The sequence below is a fragment of the Roseomonas genomospecies 6 genome, assembly GCF_008365375.1.
Classification (GTDB): Bacteria; Pseudomonadota; Alphaproteobacteria; order Azospirillales; family Azospirillaceae; genus Azospirillum.
In genome coordinates this window covers 38,573-62,592 of the sequence record NZ_QOKW01000030.1, presented here as the reverse complement: position 1 = coordinate 62,592, position 24,020 = coordinate 38,573, and the positions used below count along the sequence as shown (strand labels likewise).

The following is a 24,020-nucleotide window of genomic DNA, read 5'->3' as shown; positions in this document are numbered from 1 at the left end:
GCACCTACGCCGGGCGCATCGCCACATAACGGCAGAAGCGCAGCCCGCTGCCCAGCACGCGCAGGCGCGCCCACCACAGGGACAACTCGCGGGCCAGCGCCTTCAGCACGCGGGGTTCGGGGACGGCGGTCTTCAGCGCCTCGCCCAGGCGGCGCACGCGGTCCACGGCCTGCCGGCGGTGAAACTGCGTCAGGTCCTCGCTGATGCGGAGGTCCAGGTTGCGCTGGGTCAGCTCGTCGGCCATACGGGTGCCGGACCAGGGATAGACCTCCAGCGGTTCGGCGTCGCGCCAGCCGTTCCAGCTTTCCCAGGAGGATGGGGTGCCCTCGATCACATAGTCGAACAGTAGAACGCCGCCCTTCGGCTTCACGCAGTCGCAGATGCGGTCGAGGAAGTTCTCCTTGTCGCGCACCCGGTGCATCACCCGGTCGGCCAGCACGAGGTCGAAGGAGCCCGCCTGGTTGAAATGCTCGGGGTCGAAATGGCCAATGGGCGCCTTCTTCGATACGCCCAGCGCCTTGGACCGCTCCATCCCCAGCTTGGCCAGCAGGGGCGACATCTCCAGCCCGGTCACCCAGGTGTCGTAACTGTCGACGATGCCGCGCGCCGGCCCGCCCAGCCCCGCCGACAGGTCCAGCACGCTCTTGGCCGGGTTCAAGCCGAAGGACCGGACGGATTCGACCATCCATTGCGGGTCGCCTGGGCCGACGCAATCCTCGCCCCACAGCATCTGCGCCCCTTCGGTGCGGGCGACCGACCAGACCGGCTCCCCCTGGCGGTCCAGTTGCAGATTCTCCAGCCGTTCCAGATCGGGATCGGTCCGCGGGGCCTCCGGCGGCGGAGCGGCGGCGGCCGGCGCGGCGGACCCCAGCGCCTCCACCGGGCCGCGCAGGGGCAGCCGGGAGGCCGGGGCCGAACGGGCCAGCCGGGACAGGGCGGCAAGGTCATAGCCTTCCCACCAGGCGACGAACTTCGCCCGCCAGTCGGGGTTGCGCCAGCGCTCCCTATCCTGCAAATTGTGCCGCATCCGGCGCTGCGTTTCCAAAATTGCTGCCCCATGGAGGACGGCCACCGGCGGCATCCGCTGATACCACACAATATAGAGGTAGGCCCCAACAGTCCGGGAGTCAAGTAACCGGCACGAACAGTCGAACAGGACTTGCGGTAACTGTCGCGAAAATTTTATCAAACTGTGAAATATTTCCGCAGCACCCGCCGCAGCCAGGGCCATTGCCGGTGCGCGGCACGGACCGGCACGGCGCGCCGCATTGCAGCACAGGTCCGCAATCCCTATAGTTCCGCCCCAGCGACCCCGCAACCCGTCCCATCCCGCAAGGAGCTTCGGCGTGCCGCACAAGACCGGCAATCCCTGGACCGTTCTGACGACCAAGCCGATCTACGAAAATCCATGGATGCGGGTGGTGGAGCACGACGTGCTGACCCCCCTGGGCAATCCCGGCATCTACGGCGTCATGCACGCCCAGAATCTGGCGACCGGGGTGGTGCCCATCGACGACCAGGGCCGCATCACGCTGGTCGGCCAGTACCGCTTCCCCCTGCAGCAGTACAGTTGGGAGATCCCGGAAGGCGGCGGAAAGAAGGGCGTGGAACCGGTGGAGTCGGCCAAGCGTGAGCTTCTGGAGGAGACCGGCCAGACGGCCCGCCACTGGCTGCCGATCCTGACCATGCACCTGTCCAACAGCATCACCGACGAGACCGCCCACTGCTATCTCGCCTGGGGGATCGAGCAGGGAGCGGCGGAGCCCGAGGAGACGGAGGTCCTGCAACTGCGCCACGTCCCCTTCGCGGAGGCCTACGCCATGGTCAAGCGCGGGGAGATCACCGACGCCATCGCGGTGGCAAGCCTTCTGAAGGTCCGCCTGATGGCCCTGGACGGCGAGCTGCCGGACGACGTCACCCGCCTCATCCTGGGCTGAGGGACGAAGCGATCATGCAGGCCGTCGCCATAGACTTCGAAACCGCCAACGAATCGCGGACCAGCGCCTGCTCCATCGGCGTCGCCTGGATCGAGGACGGGCGCGTGGTGGAGACGGAGGAGCATCTGATCCGCCCGCGGGAGATGCGCTTCAACCCCTTCAACACCGCCGTCCACGGCCTGCGGGCCGAAGACGTGGCCGGGGCGCCGGAGTTTCCGGAGGTCTGGCGCCGCTTCGGCCGCCGGCTGGAGGGGCGGATGGTGCTGGCCCACAACGCCTCCTTCGACATCAGCGTGCTTCGCCATACGCTCGATGACTACGGGCTGGTCTGGCCGGCCTGCAGCTACCTCTGCACCGTGGTGCTGGCGCGCAAGGCGTGGCCGCAACTGGCGGCGCACAAGCTCAATTATCTGGCCGACCATCTGGGGATCGCGCTGGACCACCACCGCGCCGGCAGCGACGCCGAAGCCTGCGGGCGCATCGCCCTGGCCGCGACCCGCGTGCTGGGGGTGGAGCGGCTGTCCGACATCGCCGCCGCGACCGGGATCACGCTGGGCCGGTTGGCGCCGGACGGCTACAGCCCCTGCAAGGGCGGCAACCCGCCTCCCCGGCGGCGGCGGCTGATGCCGGTGGTGTGAGGGGGCGTTCGGGCGCGGCGCCCCCACCCTTCCCACGGCTTCGCAGGAGAGGGAGTTATCCCCCTGCAAACATCATCCCCTCCCCTGCGTCAGCGGGGGAGGGTCAGGGAGGGGGCAAGTGGTTCACACCCCACCAGCCCGCTCCGGAAACAACCCCGCCAACCCCTCGCGGGTCGCCGGGCACACCCCGCGCTCGGTCACCAGACCGGTCACCAGACGGGCTGGGGTCACGTCGAAGCCGTAATTCACCGCGGGGCTGCCGGCGGGGGTGACGCGGACGGTCTCGATCCGCCCGTCGGCGGTGATGCCGGTCAGTTCGGTCACCTCGCGGGCGTCGCGCTCCTCGATGGGAATTTCCTTCACGCCGTCCGCCATCCCCCAGTCGATGGTCGGGGAGGGCAGCGCGACGTAGAAGGGCACGCCGTTGTCCTTGGCCGCCAAAGCCTTCAGGTAGGTGCCGATCTTGTTGCAGACGTCGCCGGTCGCCGTGGTGCGGTCGGTGCCGACGATGCAGAGGTCCACCAGACCATGCTGCATCAGGTGGCCGCCGGTGTTGTCCACCACCACCGTGTGGGGCACGCCGTGGCGGTTCAGTTCCCAGGCGGTCAGGCTGGCGCCCTGGTTGCGCGGGCGCGTCTCGTCCACCCAGACATGCAGGCGGATGCCCTCCTCGAAGGCGACATAGACCGGGGCGAGCGCGGTGCCCCAATCCACGGTGGCGAGCCAGCCGGCGTTGCAGTGGGTCAGCACATTCACCGGCTCGCCCGGAGCCTTGCGGCGGGCGGCCTCGCGGATCAGGGCGGCGCCATGCTCGCCGATGGCGCGGTTGATGGCGACGTCCTCGTCGCAGACCGCGGCGGCCTCGGCATAGGCGGCCTCCGCACGGGCGGCGGGGGGAAGCGGCGCCAGACGGGCGCGCATCCGGTCCAGCGCCCAGCGCAGGTTGACCGCGGTCGGGCGGGTGGCGAGCAGCCGCACGCAAGCGGTTTCCAGAGCGGCGTCGGACGGGTCGGCCCGCATGGCCAGCGCCACGCCGTAGGCGGCGGTCGCCCCGATCAGCGGAGCGCCGCGCACCAGCATGGCGCGGATGGCGTGGGCGGCCTCCTCCAGGCCGGTCAGCCGCGCGACGGCGAAATCGTGCGGCATCTTCGTCTGGTCGATGATTTCCACAGTCCAGCCGTCCTGCGCCAGCCAGATGGTGCGATAGGCCTTGCCGTCGATCTTCATACGCCCTACTCCCCGCGCTCGATGCTGCGTCGGCCTTTCGGCCCGGCGCGACAATAGGGGGTGGCGCGGCGCGGTTCAACGGGCGTACCCAGGGAACAGGCCCCCGCAAGAAAGTGTTGGTCAGCCGCGAAAGCCACCACCTTCCATGCCCCACGCCGCCATCCTACGCAATAGCCCCATGCCGCTGCGCGCCCTTCGATCCAAAGGTTCCCCTCTGCTCTACCGGATGCCGGGCTCGGCGCTGGTCCTGATGGTCTGCGCGGTGGCGCTCCTGCTGACGCTGGGTCTGTCGGCCAGCTTCGCATGGCGGGACCGGGCGGCGGCCGTCGAGCATGCCAAGGACACCGCCGGCAACGCCAGTCTTCTGGTGGCGGAGCACGCGGCCCGGCTGGTGGAGACCAGCGACCTGATCCTGAAGCAGGCGGTCCAGCTCGCCGGTCCGGCGGACGCCGCCCTGCCCGACGACCGGGCGGCCTGGGAACGGCTGGCGGTGCTGGCGCGCGGCACGCCTTACATCGTCGCGGTGACGCTGGTCGACGCCCGGGGCGATACCGTGCTGACGACGCGCCGCTTCCCCACCCCGACGATGAACGTCGCCGACCGCGATTACTTCCAGGCCCAGCGGGACGGCGCCGCCAGCCTCCACATCTCCGCGCTGGACAGCAGCCGTTACAGCCAGGAACCCCTGATCCTGCTGACCCGCCCCCTGCCCGCCGCAGCGGGGCAGTTCCGCGGCCTGGCCCTGGTCGCCGTCTCTCCGCGCTACATCCGCGACATCTACAAGAGCTTCGATTTCGACTACGCGCGCTCCATCAGCCTGCGGCGGGCGGACGGCACGATCCTGCTGCACGAGACGCAGGGGCCGGATGCCACCGACAGCGCGGCGGCGGAGGCCGCCGGGGAGCCGCAGATCTCGGCCCTGCGCCGTGTGGACAGCCTTCCCCTGACCGCCGAGGTGTCCATCCCCGTCAGCAGCGTCATGGAGCGCTGGCACCGGCAGCTCTGGACCTACATCTCCTACGCGCTGGCGGCGCTGGCCGCGGTGTCGGTGATCGGCGGGCTGGCCCTTCAGCGCACGCGGCGGGAGCGGCAGGCCGAAAACGCGCTCCAGCACGCCTACGACACGCTGGAGGAACGGGTGCACCAGCGCACGGCGGAGCTGGAACAGACCAACGCCCAGCTCGAAGCGGCGGTGACCGACAAGGAAATCCTGCTGAAGGAGGTGCAGCACCGGGTGAAGAACAACCTTCAGGTCATCTGCAGCCTGTTGCGCCTTCAGGCCGCCCGGATCGACGAGCCGGCCCGCCGCGCCTTCGACGAGAGCCTGCGCCGCATCCAGTGCATGAGCCTGATGCAGGAACTTCTCTACCGCTCCGACCAGCCGGCGCGCGTCGATTTCGCCGATTATCTGCGCCAGCTCTGCGACGGTCTGGTCCGCTCCACCAACCCCACCGGGGCGCGGCTGACGGTGAGCGCGCCCCAGCCCTGGAGCCTGGACGTGGATCAGGCCACCCCGCTGGCCCTCATCGCGAGCGAGCTGGTGTCCAACGCGCTTCTCCACGCCTTCCCCCCCGGCCATCCCGGCACGGTGACGGTGGACCTGCTGCCGGACGGGGCGGAGGGCATGCGGATGACGGTGCGCGACGACGGCATCGGGCTGCCGCCCGACGAGCCCGGCCCTCAGAAGCCCCGGAACGGGCTGGGTCTGGTGCTGGTCCGGGCGCTGGCCCAGCAGGCCGGGGCGGCCGTTACCACCGAACGCGGGCCGGACGGCGGACCGGGAACCCGCTTCATCGTGTCGGTGCCGACCCTGGCCAAGGAGCAGACGAAGGCCGCCTGAGGGGCCGCGTAAGGGCGCCTCAGGGACGGGGCGGTTCCAGCCGCAGATAGACCATGGCGGAGGCGAGCGCGCTGGCGTAGGCGTCCTCCCCCGTGCGGGGCGGAAGGTCCAGTTCGCGCAGGATGCTGTCCAGGCGCAGATCGACCGCGTATTTGCCGAGCGCCTTCGCCTTGCGCCCATAATAGAGGCTCGACACCTCGATCCGCTGGTTCGGCAGCGTCATTCCCACCATCGGCTGCACCAGCCGGTCCAGCATCGCCACGGTGAAGTCCAGGTAATAGCCGACCAGAGGGCGGTTGCCGATGAAGGCCAGCAGGCGGGACAGCGCCGGCTCCGCCGGTTCGGTGGGCCAGAAGGTGAGGACCAGCCGCTGGCTGGTCAGGATGCGGGCGCCGCGGATGCGCAGAGCGGCGACGCAGCGCAGATCCGCCGTGGCGGAATCGAAGGAGGTGGCCTCGCAATGGATCGCCACCCGCTCCCCCGTCTCCTCCCCCGACTGCAGAAGGGCGCGGTCGGGATGTTCGGCCACGGGGCCGGTGGATGCGGCGGCGGGCTCCGGGGCGGCCACCACCCCGCTGGCCACCACGCTGGCGATGGTTTCGGTCGGCATGCCCTCTCCTTTACCCGCGGTGCGGGCAGGTCAATGGTTCAGGTGGAAGTGGTAGGCGAGCAGTTCCTTGAACTTCTTCACCAGCGCCAGGCAGTCCTTGAACTGGTCGCGGTCGAGCTTGCCCAGGGTTTCGGTGTGGACGAAATTGTCGGTCTGGGTGCCGGACAGGCTGGCGTCCACGCCCGCCTTCAGCCGCAGCGTGGACAGAAAGGCGAAGGCGTCGGCCAGTTCGCCCGCCACGGCGCGGTCCAGCACGCCCTTGTCGGCGAGCGCCCAAATCCGCTCCGTCGTGTTGGTCTCCGCCATGTGCTTCTCCAGCGCCAGGGCGCGGACACCGTGCACGATGGGGAAGATGCCGGCCTTCTTGATGTCCACCGCCTCGTTGCGGCGCCGCTCGAACAGGCCGCCGAACAGGCCCGACGGCGTGTCGAAGGCCAGCGCCGGGCGGGCGAAGGCGGTGAAGAACATCTGGTTGTCCTGAAGCCGGCCCAGCAGATAGCCCTTCGCCTCCGCCAGCAGCGATTCGTCCCCGGCCACCGCCGCCGCGTCGTAGAAGATGGCAAGGTTCATCTGCGCCGCCTCGTCGGGGCGGTGAATCCAGTGGAACAGGGAGTCCTTGTACTGGGCCAGCGGGCGCGTCCAGTCGGGGTTGGACACCATGATCCGGCCCGGGCAGGGCGGGTAGCCGAAGTCCACCAGATGGCGGGTGAAGGCGTCGGTCACCTGAGACAGGGACGGGCAATCGTAACCGTCGCGCAGAATCAGCCCGTTGTCCTGGTCGGTCTTCAGAAGCTGCTCGCCGCGCCCCTCGCTGCCCATGACGATCAGGCAGGAATTCGCCAGCAGGTCCGGCGGCGCCAGAAGCTCGAACAGGCGGCGGAAGATCTTGCGGTTCAGCTCCGTCACGAGGTCGGCGATGAAGGAGACCTTGACGCCCGTGCCGTGCAGCGTGCGGATCAGCCCGACGATGTCGTGGCTGGCTTGGCGCAGGTCGTCCGGCGAGGCCGCGCGGTCGATCTGGAGCGCGATGACCTGCGAATGGTTGGACAGCACGGCCAGCAGGTCGGTCTGCTCCAGCATCCCGGCGACCGCCCCCTGTTCCGTGATGACCAGACGGCGCACCGAATGCTTGGTCATCAGGACCAGCGCGTTGAACAGAAGGTCGTCGCGGTCCAGCGACAGAAGCTCGTAACGGGCGAGCGGCCCCACCGGGCTGTCCACCGGAAGCCCGTCCAGCACCACGAGGTCGCGCAGGTCGGTGCCGGTCAGAATGCCGACGCGGCCCTCGTTCCGCAGGTCGGCCCGGAGGTCGGCCCCAAGGTCGTCTGTGGACTTGGCGTCACGGTCCCGGACCAGCACGCTGCTGGTCTTGTTCCGCTTCATGGCCGCCGCGGCGTCGCGCAGGCTCGCCCCGGCCTCCACGAAGACCGGCGGGTGAAGATACGCCTGCCGGATGCGCGCCATGGTCAGGGCGGCGGTTTCGCGGTTCGAGCGTTCGCTGGCCAACGCGGTCAGCCGGTCCGCGAAGTCCTGCTGGATGACCGCCCCGAAGGCCGCGTTCTCGCGGGCCAGTTCGAGAAGGACCGGACGCGGCACCAGATCGCACAGCGTGTCCTCGGCGGCGACGAAGCTGCGCGGCTGACCGTCGGAGAAGAGCAGTTGGAGGTCGAAGCCGTCATGGGCGCCGTGCACCGCCACCACCTCGCCCCCGCGGCGTTCGTGAACCAGCCCCTGCCGCACGACGAACAGGCAATCCGCCGGCTCGCCCCGGCTCAGGATCACGCTGTCGCGCGGATAGACGCCGAGGTCGAGAGCCGCGCCGAGGCGCTGCCGCTGCTCCGGCGTCAGCCGGTCGAAGGGGGGAACGGAGAAATCGAAGGCGTCGGACAAAACCCGCTCCACGAACCGGTGGGGTGAATAAAAAAGGCGCCCCAAGACCTGTGTCCTGAGGCGCCTTGAAGATTACACCAGTCCCGTCATTCGCGGAAGGCAGGTGCGACCATTCGCATTAGTGGGCAGAGGCCCCCTCCGCGCCCAGGCCGGTCTGCGACCGGATGTACTGGGCCTTGTAGGCCTCGCGCTCGTCCTGCGCGGTCTTGCTGTTGTCGGTGATCGAGAAGAACCAGATCGCCAGGAAGGACAGCGGGATGGTGAAGATGCCCGGGTTGTCGTACGGGAAGATGGCGGCCGGGTTGCCCAGCACCGACTTCCACACGGTCGGACCCAGGATCAGCAGCGTCACCGAGGAGATCAGGCCGATCCAGCCGCCCAGCACGGCGCCGCGGGTGGTCATCCGGCCCCAGAACATCGACATCAGCAGAACCGGGAAGTTCGCCGAGGCCGCGATCACGAAGGCGAGGCCGACCATGAAGGCCACGTTCTGGTTCTCGAAGGCGATGCCGAGGAAGATCGAGACGATGCCGATGACCACGGTGGTGATCTTCGACACGCGGATCTCGTCATGCTCCGACGCGCGGCCCTTGGCGAACACCGAGGCGTACAGGTCGTGCGACACGGCCGAGGCGCCGGCCAGCGTCAGGCCCGCGACCACCGCGAGGATGGTGGCGAAGGCCACGGCCGAGATGAAGCCGAAGAACAGGTCGCCGCCCACCGCGTGCGCGGTGTGGATGGCCGCCATGTTGGAGCCGCCGATGATCATCGCCGGGTTGACCTTGCCGCCCGCCGCCGCCAGCTTGGCCGCGTCGAGGAACGGATAGGCGCCGGTGGCGTCCGGAGCCAGCAGCAGCACGATGGCGCCGAAGCCGATGATGAAGGTCAGGATGTAGAAGTAGCCGATGAAGCCGGTCGCGTAGAACACCGACTTGCGGGCTTCCCGGGCGTCCGACACCGTGAAGAAGCGCATCAGGATGTGCGGCAGGCCGGCGGTGCCGAACATCAGCGCCATGCCCAGCGAAATCGCCGAGACCGGGTCGCTGATGAGGGCGCCCGGCGCCATGATGGAGACGCCCTTCGGGTGGAGCTGCGTGGCCGTGGAGAACATCGCCTCCGGGCTGAAGCCGAACTTGGCGAGCACCGCGAAGGCCATGAAGGAGGCACCCGACAGCAGCAGCACCGCCTTGATGATCTGCACCCAGGTGGTGGCGAGCATGCCGCCGAAGGTCACGTAGGCGATCATGAGGATGCCGACGATCACCACCGCCCACAGATAGTCCATGCCGAACAGAAGCTGGATCAGCTTGCCGGCGCCGACCATCTGGGCGATCAGGTAGAAGGTCACCGTGGCGAGCGAGCCACAGGCGGCCATCGTGCGCATCGGGGTCTGCTGGAAGCGGTAGGAGGCGACGTCGGCGAAGGTGTATTTGCCGAGGTTGCGCAGGCGCTCAGCGACCAGGAACAGGATGATCGGCCAACCGACCAGCCAGCCCACCGAGAAGATCAGGCCGTCGAAGCCCGACATGTAGACGAGGCCGGCGATGCCGAGGAAGGAGGCCGCCGACATGTAGTCGCCGGCGATGGCGAGGCCGTTCTGGAAGCCGGTGATGCCACCGCCGGCAGCGTAGAAGTCCTTGGCCGACTTCGTGCGGCGCGCCGCCCAGTAGGTGATGCCGAGCGTGGCGAGCACGAAGATCAGGAACATGACGATCGCGGAATAATTCGTCGCCTGCTTCTGAACCGCGCCTTCGACCGCCGCCGCGTGCACCGACGCGGGGATGAGCGCGCCAGCCGCAGCGGCCGCGACGCCCACACGATTGATCAGCGAACGCATCACTTCGACTCCTCCATGATCTGCCGGTTCAGCTCATCGAACTCGCCGTTCGCCCGGTGCACGTAGATGCCGGTCAGGATGAACGCCGAGACGATGGTGAAGAGGCCGACGGGAATACCCCAGGTGATCACGCCGTTACCGATCGGGGTACCCAGGAACCCCTTGCCGAAGGCGACCAGCAGGATGAAGCCGAAGTAGATGACGAGCATGGCGATCGAGAGCGTCCACGCGAATGCGCTGCGCTTCTGCACCAGCTCCTGAAACTTGGGATTCGCGAGAATCCTCTGAGCGTTTTCTTTCATAGTGCGTCCCCTCGCGAGTGCCGAGCGTTTTTGCAAGGTCATATTAGACACTCGGACCATATGGTCTTTGTAACGAACTATCCCGTCAACAACTTTGATTCAGGTCAACCGTTAAAAAGCGGCTTGACGCAGCCCGCAGTCGTTGTTCCGGCAGCCCGTCTGCAAACCCGAGGTAACGAAAGGGCAAGGGGAGCGGCGAATTGTTCTGAAGCGTGGACTTAGGAATTGGTCCGCGGAAGCCAAGGTATGCGACCAAAAGTCACACCCTCCTCCTCCAACTCTTCGGCTTCCCTGGCCGTGGCTTCGCCGTAGATGCCGCGCGGGTCGGTCTCGCCGTAATGGATGCGCCGCGCCTCCTCGGCGAAGCGGTCGCCGACGTAGTCGCAGTTGTCCTCCACCGTCCGGCGGATCTCCGTCAACTGGCGCATGACCTCCGCCGCGAAGCGCTCGCGCACCTCCGGCGGCAGGGGCGGAACGGCGGGTGCCGAAGGAGCCGCGGGGACCGGCGCGCCTCCCGCCGGCGCCGCGGGGGCGGTTTCCGGCGCGCCGCCGTCCCGGGGCGCGTCGTCCTTGGACCGCCCCCCTTTGGCGATGCGCGGCGCCATGGGGGCCTTGGTGATGTGCGTGTCGCCGCAGACCGGGCATGCGATGGCTCGGGCGGCGGCCTGCGTCTCATAGGCGTCGCCGTTGCGGAACCAGGCTTCGAACCGGTGGTCGGCCGTGCATTTCAGAACGAAGAGGATCATATCCCCGTCGGATGCTCCAAGGTGTGAAGGACAGATGGTATGGTGAAGGACCGCTGAACAGCCGCCAATTCAGCACGACGCGGCATCAGCGTCAAACACCGGTCATGAAAAGAGCGGGAGCATCCATCCCTTGTCCATCCCCCCCTCCGCTGCCCCATCCTCCTCTGCCCCTTCCCCGGCATCGCCCCATTCCGCGCTCGGCCCGCCCTCCCCCTGGGTCGCGCGCTTCGCGCCGCTGGTGCGGTCGGGCGGCCCCGTCCTCGACCTCGCTTGCGGATCGGGCCGGCATCTGCGGCTGTTCCACGCGCGCAACCACCCGGTCACCGGGCTGGACCGCGACCTGCGCGGGGTGGCCGACCTGTCCGGCACGCCGGGGGTGGAACTGGTGGAGGCCGATCTGGAGACCGGGGAACCCGTGCCGCTGCTGCGCGACCGCCGCTTCGCCGCGATCGTGGTGACCAACTACCTGCACCGCCCGCTGTTCCCCGCCCTGCTGGGCGCGCTGGAGCCGGGCGGCGTGCTGCTGTACGAGACCTTCGCGCTGGGCAACGCCCGCTTCGGGCGCCCCGCCTCCCCCGCCTTCCTGCTGCGCAGCGGCGAGCTTCTGGACGTCGCGCGCGGGCGCCTCCAGGTCGTCGCCTACGAGCATGGCGAGGTTGCCTCGCCCAAGGCCGCGGTGGTGCAGCGCCTGTGCGCGGTCAACGACCTGGAGGCCGGAAACGGGCTGGACGGCGACCCGGAGCCCCGGCCCCTTCCCTGAATCCTCAGAAGCCGATCCGCTCCAGCGTGAAGGTCCGGTCGTGGGTCAGGGCCGGCACCATCCGCCGGGCCTCCTCCACGCGGGCCATGTCCAGCTCCGCCAGGACGAAGCCCACCTCCTCCCCGGCGTCGGCAAGCACCTCGCCCCAGGGGGCGACGATCAGGGAATGGCCGTAGGTCAGCCGTCCCTGGTCGTGGGTGCCGGTCTGGGCCGGGGCGAGCACGAAGCAGCCCGTCTCGATGGCGCGGGCGCGCAGCAGCGTGTGCCAATGCGCCCGGCCGGTCGGCACGGTGAAGGCCGCCGGCACGGTGAGGATCGACGCCCCCGCTTGGGCCAGCGCCCGGTAGAGATAGGCGAAGCGCAGGTCGTAGCAGACGGTCATGCCCACCCCGCCCCAGGGCGTGGCGGCCAGGACCGCGCGGTCGCCGGGCCGGAAGGTCGCGGATTCGCGATAGCTTTCCCCGCCCGTCAGGTCCACGTCGAACATGTGGAGCTTGTCGTACTGGGCGACGGTCCGCCCCTCCGCGTTGAAAAGGTAACTGCGGTTCGCCACCCGCCCGTCGTCCAGAAGCACGCCCAGCGTGCCGGCGAGCAGCCAAGTCCCCGTCTCCCGCGCCAGATCGGCGAAGAAGGGGATGGCGGGGTGCTCGTCCGCCGGCTTCACCCGCTCCAGCACCTTCGCGCGGCCCTGCACGATCATGCCGACATTCTCGGGAAGGGCGATGAAGTCCGCGCCGGCGTCCCGCGCCCGGCGGACCAGATCGCCCGCCGCCTGAAGGTTCGGAAGGATTTCCGTGCCCGCGTTCACCTGGACGCAGGCGGCCTTCAGGATGCCGGTCATCCGCCGATCCCCAGCAGGGGGTCGAGCTTGCCCGCGCGGTCCAGCGCGTGGATGTCGTCGGACCCGCCGTAGGGCTTCCCGTCGATGAAGATCTGCGGCACGGTCATGCGCCCCTCGGCGCGCTGCACCATCTCGTCACGGCGGCCCGGCTGCATGTAGAGGTCGATCTCCTCATACGCCACCCCCTTGCTGTCGAGCAGGCGCTTGGCGCGCGAGCAGTAGGGGCAGAAGGGCGTTGTGTAGATGACGACGTCGGCCATGCGGGCGGCTCCTTGGCTGTTTGGAACGGTTATAAGATCAACCGTCCTTCCACGCCACCCGTTACGTTTTCAAGGCTTACGTCTTCACGGCTTACGTCTTCACGACGCGCGCCAGGGTCAGCGCGTCAACCCGCTCCGCCCCGGCGCGCAGAAGCACCCGCGCGCATTCCGACAGGGTGGCCCCGGTGGTCAGCACGTCGTCCACCAGAACGATCCGCTTGCCCGCCACCCGCGGCTCCAGCCCCGGACGGACCGCGAAGGCTCCCTTCACGTTCCGCCGCCGCCCGGACCGGTCCAGGCCGCCCTGCGACGGGGTGGCCCGGCGGCGGATCAGCAGATCGGGCAGCACCGGGCACCCGGCCTGCCGCCCCGCCGCCCGGGCCAGCAGGGCCGCCTGGTTGTAGCGCCGCCGGAACAGCCGCAGCCGGTGCAGCGGCACCGGGGCCAGCAGGTCGGCCTCGGCCAGAAGCTCCGCCCCGGCGCGGGCCAGCCACGCGCCGTAGGCGTCGGCGGCGTGGATGCGGTCGCCGTGCTTGAAGCCCAGCACCAGGGGCCGGCTGCCGTCGTCATAGGCCAGCACGGCGCGGGCGCGGGCGTAGACCGGCGGTTCCGCGATGCAGGCGCCGCACAGATGCTCCCCCTCCAGCGCGAAGTCGAAGGGCGTGCCGCAGCCGGCGCAGAAGGGCGGCGCGATGAAGGTCAGGCCGGTCCAGCAGGCCGCGCACAAACCGCCCTGCCGGTCCACCGCCCCACCACAGCACAGGCAGCGCGGCGGCAGAAGCGCGTCCAGGATTCCCGCCAGGACTCCGGTCGCCAGCCGTTGCGCGAGGGCCATCGCGGCGCCCCCCTCAGTTCAGCCCGGCGATGCGGTCGAAGATCACGAAGGTGTAGTCGCGCAGCGCGATGTAGATCGCCGGCCCCGTGATGAACAGAAGCGCCAGCGTCGCGAAGATCTTCAGATCCTGCTGGAGCGTCGATTCGTTGATGTTGGTCGCCTGCTGAAAGACGGTCAACACCATGCCGAGCACGGTCGTGACGACGAGGACCGGGGTGGTGATCTTGATGATGACGATCAGCGCCTCGTAAGTGGCGCCGATGGCTTCCTCGATTCCCATGGCCAAGCTCCAGCGACGTTCGGCGTCGATCATACCACAGCTCCGCCGCTTCGCCGATGGTTGTAGCCCCCGGGCGCTGGGCTATATTGCGGGCATGACCACGCCCGACAGCATGACCGTCTTCGACCGCGCGCTCGTCCGCCGCCGCCGCGACCGCGCCGTCCCCGCCTTCGCCGAACACGCCTTCCTGTTCGAGGAGGTGGCCGACCGCCTCGCCGACCGGCTGGAGGACGTGGTCCGGCCCTTTCCCACCGCGCTCGACCTCGGCGCCCATGACGGGGTGATGGGGCGGATGCTGCGCGGGCGGAAGGGGATCGAGACGCTCGTCGCCTGCGACCTCTCCCCCGGCTTCGCCCGGCGGGCCGGTCCGCTGGCCGTCGCCGCCGACGAGGAATTCCTGCCCTTCGCGCCCGAGACCTTCGACCTCGTGGTCAGCAACCTCAGCCTCCACTGGGTCAACGACCTGCCGGGCGCGCTGGTCCAGGTGCGGCAGGCGCTGAAGCCCGACGGCTTCTTCTGCGCGGCCATGCTGGGCGGCGAAACGCTTCTGGAGCTGCGCCGCTGCCTTTACGAGGCGGAGATGGAGGTGTCGGGAGGCGTGTCGCCCCGCGTGTCGCCCTTCGCGGAGATCCGGGACGTGGGCGGGCTGATGCAGCGAGCCGGCTTCGCCCTGCCGGTGATCGACAGCGACGTCATCACCGTCACCTACAGCGACGCCTTCCGCCTGATGCGCGACCTGCGCGGCATGGGGGAGACCAACGCCGTCCTCGCCCGCCGCAAGGTGCCGGCCACCCGCGCCCTGCTGTTCGACGCCGCCCGCCGCTATGCCGAGCGGTATGCCGAGCCGGACGGGCGCATCGAGGCGACCTTCCAGATCCTCTATCTGGCCGGCTGGTCGCCGCACGAGAGCCAGCAGCAACCGCTCAAGCCCGGCTGCGGTGAGATCCCGCTGGGCGAGGCGCTGAAGGGATCGGCGGAAAGGTTGTCGTAATTCCGGGGGGTGTCGCTTGGGCGGCGGGACACCACAAAGACACGAAGGCACAAAGGAAGCACAAAGAAGCTTCTTGCCCGAGACGTTCGGATAACAGGAAATTTCATCCGGGCTCAGGCGCGGCCAAGTCAACCAATCTTCGTGTGTTCTTAGTGCCTTCGTGTCTTCGTGGTGAAATCCCGCAACCCCACCAGCAACTCACCCGATCATCCGGACCGCCATCCAGCCCAGCACCCCGGCGTTCACCACCATGATGACCGGCGCCGCACGCACCACCGCGGTGCGCCAGGTGCGCCCCGCCAGATGCCCGGCCAGACCGACCGCCAGCAGGCTCGGCAGCGTGCCCAGCGTGAAGGCCGCCATGCCCAGCGCCCCGGTCAGCGCGCTGCCGCTGGCCGCGGCCACCGCCACGGCGCCGTAAAGAAGCCCGCAGGGAATGAAGCCCAGCGCGAGACCGAGCGCGTAGCCGCGCCAGCCCGTGGGGTTGCCGAACAGGGGACGGGCCAGCCCCGACACCCGGTCGCCCCACCAGCGCTGGACCGCGCCGTCGAGCTTCGGCACCCAGGCCGTCAGCCCCTTCACCGCATAGCCCAGGAAGAACAGCGCCGCGAAGGCCAGCAGAGCCACCGACAGCCATTTCAGCCCCGGCAGAGCCCCGACATGGCCGGCGACCGCCGCCGCCGCCGCGCCGATCAGCGTGTAGGTGGTGCCGCGCCCCAAATGATAGGGCAGCACCGCCGCCCCGGCCAGCCGGTGGAACTCGCTCATCCGCGAGGCCGGAACCTGCTCCAGCCTCGCGGTGACCTGGGCCAGAACGAAGGGACCGCACATGCCCGCGCAATGGGTCGCCCCCCCGACCAGCCCCGCGGTGAGCAGCGCGAACAGGAGCCCGCCGTCCCGGTCGATGACGATGGCGCACTGGTTCAGGCCGGCTTCGAGAAGCGACAGGGCCGAGTGGGTGTCCAAGGCGGACCTCCGGTTGGAAGACCGCCCGTGTATAGGGGAAGCCCGCCGCGAAGGCTATGACCTGGGTCAACGGGGCCGGGTCAACGGGGCTCGGTCAACGGGTCGTAAGCGCCCTGCGCTCAGCCCTCGGAACCGGCCTGCGGCACCTCGTGCACCGTCACCGGCTGGACGGCGTGGCGGTTCATGATCTCCAGCGCCTGCCGCTCCCGCCCGGCGTCGGCCAGATTGACCCACAGCAGGATGCCGCCCTTGTCGAGGTGCTGGAGCATCGGCTCGTTGCGCTTGTCGGTCAGCCAACTCGACATGACGGAGCCCATGGCACCGCCCCCGACACCCGCCGCCGCCGCCGCGGCCACCGCGGCCAGGGCCGTCCCGCCGGTCGCCAGAACGGCGCCGGTCGCCAGGATCGCTCCCACATAGGCCGGGAACCCAACGGCGACGCCCTTCACGCTGCCGACATCCTCCGGCGAGACGTAGGACTGGCGCGGCGCGTCTGGATCGTGGGCGATGTCCTCCGCCCGCTCCGGCACATGGCCCAGATGGTCGCGGATGGTCTGGTCATTGGCGAGCACGCTCAGCTCGTGGCGCTGGAAGCCGGCGAGGGACAGCTCGTCGATGGCCTTTTGAAGGGCGTCGCGGCTGGCGAAGATGCCCACCGCTTCGCGCACGGCGCCGCGCGGATCGCCGCCGGTCCGGTTCGCGTTCACGTCACTTTCGAAGCTCATGGTGGTCTCCCCTGTTGCGCCTCCCGGTTGAGGCCCCCCGGTTGAAGATTAACCGCGGGCGCCGAAGGGAGGTTCCCGCCGGGGAGGCCGTGGGGTCAGGGCTTTCCGGCGGCGGCGGGCGGCGGCACCACGCCCCGCGGTTCCGGCATGGAGCCGAAGAACCACCAGAGGCCCAGCGCGATCAACGCGAACTTCACCGCGAGAAACAGGGCGATGTGGCGGGCGAGCGGGTTGCGGACCATGGGCGGCTCCTTTGCAGCGGGTCGCCGTCGCCAAACCGGGCCAAACTGGATAGTATCCCCGGCCGAAGGACGGATCTCACCCACACGGATCGCACAAAAGGACGCGCCATGAAACGGCTGCTGTTGCTCAGTCTGCTGGCCCTCGGCCTGACCGCCCCCGTCACGGCGCCGGCCCTGGCCCAGATCAACCTTCTGGAAGGCCCCTCCATGGTCAAGGCGGTGACGTCCAACGACGCCAGCGCGCTGCGGCTTCTGCTTCTGAAGGGCGAAAACCCGAATCAGGTCGATGCCAGCGGGCGGCCCGTCCTGCTGCTGGCCATCGGCAACGGCCATCCGGAGTTGGTGCGGCTTCTGCTGGACGGCGGGGCCAACCCCAACCGCGCCGACAAGGCCGGCAACACCCCGCTGCACTACGCGGCGGAGTCCGACGCGCCGGAGGCGGTTGACCTTCTGCTGGCCAAGGGTGCCAAGGTCGATCAGGACAACCGCCAGGGCATCACCCCGCTGATGACCGCGGCGCGCTATGGCCGGGCCGAAATGGTGGAGCGGCTGCTGAAGGCCGGTGCGAAGGCCGACCGGTCCGACTTCACGGGCCGCACGACGCTGAGCTGGGCGCAGGACAGCCGCAACGCCCGCGTGGCGAGCCTGCTGCGTCAGGCCGGGGCGCGCTGAGGCCGCGATGGGCGACGCCACGCTCACCTCCATCCTCGGCGCCGCCCCCCTGAACGGTCCGGGTCCGCTGTTCCTGTTGCTGCTGGCCCTGGCCATCGACGCCGCCGCGGGCGATTGGATCGGGCACGTCCTGCCCGACCCGGCGGCTCTGGCGCGGCGCTTCTGCGCCTGGGCCGACCGGCGGCTGAACCGGGTGGAGCGCGGGAAGACCGCCCGCCTGCTGCGCGGCGCCCTGGTCGTGCTGGCGCTCCTGCTGGCCGCTGTCGCCATCGGCCTGATCGTGGAGCGCATCGGCGCGCAGAGCCGGGGCTGGCTGCTGGAACTGGTCGTGATTCTCGCCACGTTGCGCGGGCGGAGCGCCTGGGTGCAGGTGCGGGCGGTGCGCCGCGCGCTGGAGAAGGGCGGAGCGGTCCCGGCGCAGGTCGCCGTCGCCCCCCTCACCCGCCGCCATGCCTTCAGCCTGGACGAGCACGGCATCGCCCGCGCCGCCATCGAGGCCGCCGCCAAGGGCTTCGCCCGCAAGCTGGTGGCCCCAGTCTTCGGTTACGCCCTGCTGGGGGTACCGGGGCTGCTGGTCTGGGCGGTGGTGGACGGGGCCGATTCGGCGCTGGGCCATCAGGGCATCCGGCACGAGCGCTTCGGCCTGACGGCGGCGCGGCTGGACGACGCGCTGAACGCCATCCCGGCCCGGCTGGCCGCGTTCCTGCTCGCGCTGGCCGCGCCATTCGCCGGGGCGAAGGCCGGCGGCGCCTTCCGCACCATGATGCGGGACGGCGGCAAGGCGGCTTCCCTCAACATGGGCTGGCCGACCGCCGCCATGGCCGGCGCGCTGGGTCTGGCGCTGGGCGGGCCGCACCGCGACGGCGGAGTGGTCATCACCGAACCCTGGATCGGCGAAGGCCGCGCGAGGGCCACCGCCGCCGACATCGGACGGGCGCTGGCGGTCTACGCCGTGGCCGGGCTGATCCTGATCCTGCTGGTGGCCCTGCTGCTGTGGGGCATTGCGGGGGTGTGACGCGGCTCCCAAAGAGCATGGCCAAGAAAAAAGGCGCGATCCCGAAGGACCGCGCCTTTTTCATGTCAGCGGCGAGCCGCTGTTACCACTTGGACGCCCGGTGCGCCGGCTTGCCGCCCTGGGAGTCGCGGCGGGCGTGACCACCGTGCTCGTTGCGGGCATGGTCGCTGCGGCCATGCTCGTTCCGGTTCGCCGGACGGCCCTGCGGACGGCCCCCCGGGCCGCCGTTCGGCTTGCCGCCCTCGGCGCCACCCGCGTTGCGCACCCACGGCTTCTTGTTGTAGCCGCCGCCGTTGCCACCACCCGGGCGGCCACCCGGACGGCCCGCCGGACGACCACCGCCGCCGGACTGGAACGGACGCTGCGGCTCCAGACCCGGAACGACGTGGATGTCGAGACGGGTGCCGGTGTAGCGCTCGATCCGGAACAGGGCGTCGCGGTCGGCGCGGGCGGCGAAGGAGATCGCCACGCCCGAGGCGCCCGCACGGCCAGTGCGGCCGATGCGGTGGACATAGTCCTCCGCCGAACGCGGCAGGTCGAAGTTGATGACGTGGGTGATGTCGCGCACGTCGATGCCGCGCGCCGCCACGTCGGTCGCCACCAGCAGGCGGACCTGACCGGTGCGCAGGCGCTGGAGCGTGCGGTTGCGCTTGAACTGGTCCATGTCGCCGTGCAGGGCGGCGGCGGCGTGGCCGGCGTCGCTCAGCTCCTCGGCCAGCGCATCCGCGTCGCGCTTGGTGGCGGCGAAGATGATCGCCTTGCCCACCTCGGGCTGGTCCGCGAAGTGCTTCAGCAGGCGGCGCTTGTGGTCCATGTCGTCGGCGTGGTGCAGGCGCTGCTCGACGTTCACCGAGGTGGTCGCGCTTTCAACGGCGACGCGCACCGGGTTGCGCAGCAGGTTGCCGGCGAGCTGGGCCATGCGGCGGTCCAGCGTGGCGGTGAACAGCAGCGTCTGGCGGTTGTCCGGGCAGCACTTGGCGATGGTTTCCACATCGTCCAGGAAGCCCATGTCCAGCATGCGGTCCGCCTCGTCCAGGATCAGCACCTCGACGGCGCTGAGGTCGATGCGGTTGCGCGACACATGGTCCAGCAGGCGGCCCGGCGTGGCGACCATCACATCGACGGCGCGCGACAGCAGGCGGAGCTGGTCGCGGTAGGGCATGCCGCCGACCACGTCCACGATGTTGTACTTCATGAACTTGGCGTACTTGCGCGCGGCGTCGGTGACCTGCTTGGCCAGCTCGCGGGTCGGGGCCAGCACCAGCACGCGCGGGGCGGCGACGCCCAGACGCGGAAGGTCGATGGTGCGGGTCAGCGCCGGCAGCATGAAGGCGGCGGTCTTGCCCGTGCCCGTCTCGGCGGTCGCCAGGATGTCGCGGCCTTCCAGGGCCGGCGGGATCGCCTCGGCCTGGACCGGGGTCGGGGTGTTGTATTCGAACGCTTCCAGCGCCTTCACGACCAGCGGGTGGACGCCCAGCCCGGTGAAGGCGTTGGGGGTGACGGTGGTGTCGGTCACGGTTTCGTCGGCGACGGCAACCTCGGTGACAGAGGTCTCGATGACGGAAGTCTCGGCAACGAGAGCGTCGGCGGCGGTCATTTCGATGGACGACAAGTAGGGTAACCTTTCCTCAGGACCAAGACGGCGCACGGCCGCCGCACCAGGATGGTGAGCGGTGGAACGCCGGCGTTTTCGCCGGGAGGAGGTCGGAAGAGGGAGAGGCGTCTGTCCGAAGCTACGGGCGACCGGGTCCCAAGGAAGGCCGTCCCGAAATATCAAAGCGCGTCTCGCTCAAGAGACGCGCGAGCCTCCAGCGATCAAGACGCCTTACATAATGGTTTGCGCTGCACAATCCAAGAAGATTCTTTCACGGTCCCGGTCATCCCCCGTCCCCCGGGGCGGTTGCCTGCCGTGCGCGCAGCGCATCCCGGATCTCCTCCAGCAGCACTTCCTGGCGGGGCGGCGTCTTTGGCTTGGAATCCTGGAGGAAATGCAGGCGGTTGACCTGCCGCACGATCATGAACAGAGCCCCCGCCACGATGAAGAAGTTGATGAGGGCGTTGATGAAGCGGCCGTAGTTGATGGTCGCGGCACCCGCCGCCTCCGCCGCGGCGAGGCTCTCGTACTGGCCGCCGGACAGGTTCAGGAAGTAGTTGGAAAAGTCGATCCCGCCCATGAGCCAGCCGATGGGCGGCATCAGCACATCCTTGACCAGCGAGTTGACGATGCCGGTGAAGGCCGCGCCGATGATGATGCCGACGGCCAGCTCCACGACGTTGCCGCGGCTGATGAAGGTCTTGAACTCCTGCAACATGGCTGCGCTCCGGCTTTTGTTCGGAAGAACGCCAAAGCCCAGCCGAAGTTTCAAGACCCGCAAAAGGAAAGGGCCGAACCCGACGGTCCGGCCCCATCCGAAACACCTTCGGCGGTGGCTGCTTACGCGACCTTGCCGTGGCAGTGCTTGTACTTCTGGCCCGACCCGCAGGGGCACGGCGCGTTGCGCGGCGTGTTCGCCCAGGCGTTGGGATCGGCCCCCGGCACCACCGAGGCGGCGGCCTCGCGCCGGACCATGCCGGCGGGCAGCGGCGCGTCGGCCGGCGGATAGCCCTGAGCGGCCCCGGCTCCAGCCTCCGCCATCGCGAGCGCCGGATCGTCACGGCCCTCGTGCATCTCCTGCGGCGGACGGGCGTAGAGGTCTTCCGGCTGCGGGGCGATGCGGATCTCCACATGCATCAGCACGGCGGTCACCTGCTCGCGCAGCGTCGACAGCATGGTCTCGAACAGTTCGAAGGCTTCCCGCTTGTACTCGTTCAGCGGGTCCTTCTGCGCGTAGGCGCGCAAGGAAATGCCCTGGCGGAGATGGTCGAGCTGGAGCAGGTGATCCTTCCATTCCTGATCCAGGATCTGGAGGAGCAGGCTCTTCTCCACATGGCGCATCGTCTCGGCGCCGTAGCTCTCCACCTTCTCCGCGTATTTGCGGTCGGCGGCCTCGCGGACGCGCTCCTCGATCTCCGGCTCGGCGATGCCCTCTTCCTTGGCCCAGTCGGCAACCGGCAGGTCCATGCCCAGAAGGCGGTTCACCTCCTCGTGCAGGCCGGCGATGTCCCAGGCTTCGGAGTAGGAGTTCGGCGGAATCGCCTTGTTGACCATGTTGGAGATGACCTGATGGCGCATCTCCAGGATCGTCTCGGCGATGTCCTCCGTGTCCATGATCTCGCGGCGCTGCTCGTAGACGACCTTGCGCTGGTCGTTCATCACGTTGTCGAACTTGAGCAGGTTCTTGCGGACCTCGAAGTGATGGGCCTCGACCTTGGTCTGGGCCTTTTCCAGCGCCTTGTTGATCCAGGGGTGGATGATCGCTTCCCCATCCTTGAGGCCCAGGCGCTGGAGCATGCCGTCCATGCGCTCCGACCCGAAGATGCGCATCAGGTCGTCTTCCAGCGACAGGAAGAACTTCGACGCGCCCGGATCGCCCTGGCGGCCCGAACGGCCGCGGAGCTGGTTGTCGATGCGGCGGCTCTCGTGCCGCTCCGTGCCGACCACGTAGAGGCCGCCGGCCTGCTTCACCAGCTCACGCGCCTCGGCCACCTCGGCCTGGATCTGCTTGATCCTGGCGTCGCGCTCCGGCCCCTCCGGCAGGTCGGCGAGTTCGGTCGCGATGCGCATCTCGACGTTGCCGCCGAGTTGGATGTCGGTGCCGCGGCCCGCCATGTTGGTGGCAACCGTGACGGCGCCCGGACGGCCCGCCTGGGCGACGATGTAGGCTTCCTGCTCATGGTGGCGGGCGTTCAGCACGTTGTGCGGGATGCCGCGCTTCTTCAACAGGTCGGCAATCAGTTCCGACTTCTCGATGGAGGTCGTGCCGACCAGCACCGGCTGCTGGCGCTTGCGGGCGTCCTCGATCAGGTCGACGATCGCGTCGTACTTCTCCGACGCCTTCCGATAGACCTCGTCGTCCATGTCCTTGCGCTGGACCGGTACGTTGGTCGGCATGTCCACGACCTCGAGGCCGTAGATCTCGGCGAATTCGGCCGCCTCGGTCATCGCCGTGCCGGTCATGCCGGCCAGCTTCGGATAGATGCGGAAGTAGTTCTGGAAGGTGATGGAGGCCAGCGTCTGGTTCTCGCGCTGGATGGTCACCTTCTCCTTGGCCTCCAGCGCCTGATGAAGGCCCTCCGAATAGCGGCGGCCCTCCATCATGCGGCCGGTGAACTCGTCGATGATGATGACCTTGTCGTCCTTGACGATGTAGTCCTTGTCGCGCTGGAACAGGGTGTAGGCGCGCAGCGCCTGCTGGGAATGATGGACCAGCGCCACGTTCTGGATGTCGTACAGCCCGCCCGCCTTCAGCAGCCCGGCCTCGGACAGAAGCTGTTCCATGTGCTCCTGCCCGGCTTCGGACAGGCTGACGGTGCGGTTCTTCTCGTCCAGCTCATAATCGTCCCGCGTGAGCTGCGGGATCAGGCGGTCCACCTGCACGTACATTTCCGACGAGTCGGTGGACGGTCCGGAGATGATGAGCGGGGTGCGCGCCTCGTCGATCAGGATCGAGTCGACCTCGTCCACGATGGCGAAGTTGAAGGGCCGCTGGACCATGTCCTCCAGGCGGAACTTCATGTTGTCGCGCAGATAGTCGAAGCCGAATTCGTTGTTCGTGCCGTAGGTGATGTCGGCGGCGTAGGCGGCGCGGCGCTCCTCGTCATCCAGCCCGTGCACGATGCAGCCGGTGGTCAGGCCGAGGAAGCCGTAGATTCGGCCCATCCATGAGCTGTCGCGCGAGGCCAGATAGTCGTTCACGGTGACGACGTGGACGCCCTTGCCTTCCAGCGCGTTCAGGTAGACGGCCAGCGTGGCGACCAGCGTCTTGCCTTCGCCGGTGCGCATTTCGGTGATCTTGCCCTGGTGCAGGACCATGCCGCCCATGAGCTGCACGTCGTAGTGCCGCTGCCCCAGAACGCGCTTGCCCGCCTCGCGCACGGTGGCGAAGGCGTCGGGCAGGATGGCGTCGAGCGTCTCGCCCTGCGACAGCCGGCCGCGCAGCCAGTCGGTGCGGGCGCGCAGTTCGTCGTCGGAGAGCTTCTCCAGCTCGGGCTCCAGCGCGTTGATCTGCTGGACGGATTTTTGCAGCGCCTTGACCGTGCGCGTGTTGGCGGTGCCGAAAATCTTGCGGGCGAGAGCACCGAACATGAAAACCTCGGGGGTGGAACGTCGTGAAGCCGGCTTTTTGACCGGTCTCACATAGGCCCGAAGCAAGTTTCTGTCAACGAGACCCGCCCCTTTGCCCGGCCATTTGGGAGGTCCATCGCGGGACTGCCGGCCCTGCATGGGGCGGCGATCGGCGTGTGGCGCGCCCTGGAAGCACCACCGTTCCGCCGCCATATCGCCTTGAACACGGTCGAAGCAGGGCG

Annotated in this window: 24 protein-coding genes; 7 read left to right on the top strand and 17 right to left on the bottom strand. The window is 69.0% G+C overall.

Annotation, left to right across the window (positions count from 1 at the left end; genetic code table 11):
- Window positions 1-4: 4 nt before the first annotated feature.
- Entirely contained in the window at window positions 5-1,027 is a 1,023-nt protein-coding gene (locus DS843_RS26145) for a class I SAM-dependent methyltransferase (protein ID WP_149471756.1), read from the bottom strand.
- Between the two features lie 319 nt (window positions 1,028-1,346).
- Between DS843_RS26145 and DS843_RS26140 the strand changes: the two genes are divergently transcribed.
- Together DS843_RS26140 and DS843_RS26135 are read left to right on the top strand one after the other, a co-directional pair.
- Window positions 1,347-1,937: an NUDIX domain-containing protein gene (locus DS843_RS26140; protein ID WP_149471755.1), complete on the top strand. Its 591-nt coding sequence runs from the start codon at window positions 1,347-1,349 to the stop codon at window positions 1,935-1,937.
- A 14-nt stretch (window positions 1,938-1,951) separates the two neighbouring features.
- Window positions 1,952-2,575, top strand: a complete 624-nt coding sequence (locus DS843_RS26135) for a 3'-5' exonuclease (RefSeq protein WP_149471754.1) — start codon at window positions 1,952-1,954, stop codon at window positions 2,573-2,575.
- A gap of 123 nt (window positions 2,576-2,698) precedes the next feature.
- Here the strand turns inward: DS843_RS26135 and mtnA are convergent, their stop codons facing one another.
- On the bottom strand, window positions 2,699-3,802 hold the full coding sequence (gene mtnA, locus DS843_RS26130; protein ID WP_149471753.1) for an S-methyl-5-thioribose-1-phosphate isomerase: 1,104 nt from the start codon (window positions 3,800-3,802) through the stop codon (window positions 2,699-2,701).
- A gap of 178 nt (window positions 3,803-3,980) precedes the next feature.
- Here mtnA and DS843_RS26125 point away from each other — a divergent pair, with 178 nt between their 5' ends.
- The gene (locus DS843_RS26125) at window positions 3,981-5,642 is read left to right on the top strand and encodes a sensor histidine kinase (protein ID WP_149471752.1); all 1,662 of its coding nucleotides are present in this window, start codon (window positions 3,981-3,983) and stop codon (window positions 5,640-5,642) included.
- Window positions 5,643-5,661: 19 nt separating this feature from the next.
- Here DS843_RS26125 and DS843_RS26120 read toward each other — a convergent pair whose 3' ends face one another.
- The 5 genes from DS843_RS26120 to DS843_RS26100 all read right to left on the bottom strand — a co-directional run bounded on the left by DS843_RS26120 (window position 5,662) and on the right by DS843_RS26100 (window position 11,027).
- Window positions 5,662-6,252 (bottom strand): 3'-5' exonuclease family protein, encoded by a 591-nt coding sequence (locus tag DS843_RS26120; protein ID WP_286192333.1) that lies wholly within the window; start codon window positions 6,250-6,252, stop codon window positions 5,662-5,664.
- A gap of 30 nt (window positions 6,253-6,282) precedes the next feature.
- Window positions 6,283-8,142 carry a putative nucleotidyltransferase substrate binding domain-containing protein gene (locus DS843_RS26115; RefSeq protein ID WP_286192332.1) on the bottom strand — a complete coding sequence of 620 codons (1,860 nt, stop codon included), beginning with the start codon at window positions 8,140-8,142 and terminating at the stop codon, window positions 6,283-6,285.
- A 118-nt stretch (window positions 8,143-8,260) separates the two neighbouring features.
- Entirely contained in the window at window positions 8,261-9,979 is a 1,719-nt protein-coding gene (locus tag DS843_RS26110; protein WP_149471751.1) for a cation acetate symporter, read from the bottom strand.
- Window positions 9,979-10,281 carry a DUF485 domain-containing protein gene (locus DS843_RS26105; RefSeq protein WP_149471750.1) on the bottom strand — a complete coding sequence of 101 codons (303 nt, stop codon included), beginning with the start codon at window positions 10,279-10,281 and terminating at the stop codon, window positions 9,979-9,981. Before DS843_RS26105 ends, DS843_RS26110 begins: the two co-directional genes overlap by 1 nt.
- Before the next feature lie 218 nt (window positions 10,282-10,499).
- Window positions 10,500-11,027, bottom strand: a complete 528-nt coding sequence (locus tag DS843_RS26100) for a DUF1178 family protein (RefSeq protein ID WP_149471749.1) — start codon at window positions 11,025-11,027, stop codon at window positions 10,500-10,502.
- 130 nt (window positions 11,028-11,157) lie between these two features.
- On the opposite strand from DS843_RS26100, the gene DS843_RS26095 reads away from it, so the two are divergent.
- Window positions 11,158-11,787: a class I SAM-dependent methyltransferase gene (locus tag DS843_RS26095; protein WP_149471748.1), complete on the top strand. Its 630-nt coding sequence runs from the start codon at window positions 11,158-11,160 to the stop codon at window positions 11,785-11,787.
- 4 nt (window positions 11,788-11,791) lie between these two features.
- Here DS843_RS26095 and DS843_RS26090 read toward each other — a convergent pair whose 3' ends face one another.
- From DS843_RS26090 to DS843_RS26075, 4 genes are all read right to left on the bottom strand, one after another.
- Window positions 11,792-12,628: a carbon-nitrogen hydrolase family protein gene (locus DS843_RS26090; protein WP_149471747.1), complete on the bottom strand. Its 837-nt coding sequence runs from the start codon at window positions 12,626-12,628 to the stop codon at window positions 11,792-11,794.
- On the bottom strand, window positions 12,625-12,888 hold the full coding sequence (grxC, locus tag DS843_RS26085) for a glutaredoxin 3 (protein WP_149471746.1): 264 nt from the start codon (window positions 12,886-12,888) through the stop codon (window positions 12,625-12,627). Before grxC ends, DS843_RS26090 begins: the two co-directional genes overlap by 4 nt.
- Before the next feature lie 91 nt (window positions 12,889-12,979).
- Complete coding sequence (locus DS843_RS26080; protein ID WP_149471745.1) at window positions 12,980-13,723, bottom strand: ComF family protein; 744 nt, start codon at window positions 13,721-13,723, stop codon at window positions 12,980-12,982.
- 13 nt (window positions 13,724-13,736) lie between these two features.
- The gene (locus DS843_RS26075; RefSeq protein ID WP_286192331.1) at window positions 13,737-14,036 is read right to left on the bottom strand and encodes a flagellar biosynthetic protein FliQ; all 300 of its coding nucleotides are present in this window, start codon (window positions 14,034-14,036) and stop codon (window positions 13,737-13,739) included.
- A gap of 61 nt (window positions 14,037-14,097) precedes the next feature.
- Between DS843_RS26075 and DS843_RS26070 the strand changes: the two genes are divergently transcribed.
- Window positions 14,098-14,994 carry a methyltransferase domain-containing protein gene (locus DS843_RS26070; RefSeq protein ID WP_149471744.1) on the top strand — a complete coding sequence of 299 codons (897 nt, stop codon included), beginning with the start codon at window positions 14,098-14,100 and terminating at the stop codon, window positions 14,992-14,994.
- 198 nt (window positions 14,995-15,192) lie between these two features.
- On the opposite strand, the gene DS843_RS26065 is transcribed toward DS843_RS26070, so the two are convergent.
- The 3 genes from DS843_RS26065 to DS843_RS31395 form a co-directional block, all read right to left on the bottom strand.
- On the bottom strand, window positions 15,193-15,960 hold the full coding sequence (locus tag DS843_RS26065; RefSeq protein ID WP_149471743.1) for a sulfite exporter TauE/SafE family protein: 768 nt from the start codon (window positions 15,958-15,960) through the stop codon (window positions 15,193-15,195).
- Between the two features lie 119 nt (window positions 15,961-16,079).
- Window positions 16,080-16,685 (bottom strand): general stress protein, encoded by a 606-nt coding sequence (locus tag DS843_RS26060; protein ID WP_149471742.1) that lies wholly within the window; start codon window positions 16,683-16,685, stop codon window positions 16,080-16,082.
- Between the two features lie 95 nt (window positions 16,686-16,780).
- Entirely contained in the window at window positions 16,781-16,927 is a 147-nt protein-coding gene (locus DS843_RS31395) for a hypothetical protein (RefSeq protein WP_167525474.1), read from the bottom strand.
- 108 nt (window positions 16,928-17,035) lie between these two features.
- Between DS843_RS31395 and DS843_RS26055 the strand changes: the two genes are divergently transcribed.
- Window positions 17,036-17,599, top strand: coding sequence for an ankyrin repeat domain-containing protein (locus DS843_RS26055; protein WP_149471741.1), 564 nt, complete (start codon window positions 17,036-17,038; stop codon window positions 17,597-17,599).
- A gap of 7 nt (window positions 17,600-17,606) precedes the next feature.
- Window positions 17,607-18,614, top strand: a complete 1,008-nt coding sequence (locus DS843_RS26050) for a cobalamin biosynthesis protein CobD/CbiB (RefSeq protein ID WP_149471740.1) — start codon at window positions 17,607-17,609, stop codon at window positions 18,612-18,614.
- Between the two features lie 82 nt (window positions 18,615-18,696).
- On the opposite strand, the gene DS843_RS26045 is transcribed toward DS843_RS26050, so the two are convergent.
- The 3 genes from DS843_RS26045 to secA all read right to left on the bottom strand — a co-directional run bounded on the left by DS843_RS26045 (window position 18,697) and on the right by secA (window position 23,799).
- A complete protein-coding gene (locus DS843_RS26045) occupies window positions 18,697-20,226 on the bottom strand; it encodes a DEAD/DEAH box helicase (protein WP_286192330.1) in 1,530 nt (509 codons plus the stop codon).
- Window positions 20,227-20,491: 265 nt separating this feature from the next.
- Window positions 20,492-20,926 (bottom strand): large conductance mechanosensitive channel protein MscL, encoded by a 435-nt coding sequence (gene mscL / locus DS843_RS26040; RefSeq protein ID WP_149471739.1) that lies wholly within the window; start codon window positions 20,924-20,926, stop codon window positions 20,492-20,494.
- A gap of 122 nt (window positions 20,927-21,048) precedes the next feature.
- Window positions 21,049-23,799, bottom strand: coding sequence for a preprotein translocase subunit SecA (secA, locus tag DS843_RS26035; RefSeq protein ID WP_149471738.1), 2,751 nt, complete (start codon window positions 23,797-23,799; stop codon window positions 21,049-21,051).
- Between the last annotated feature and the right edge of the window lie 221 nt (window positions 23,800-24,020).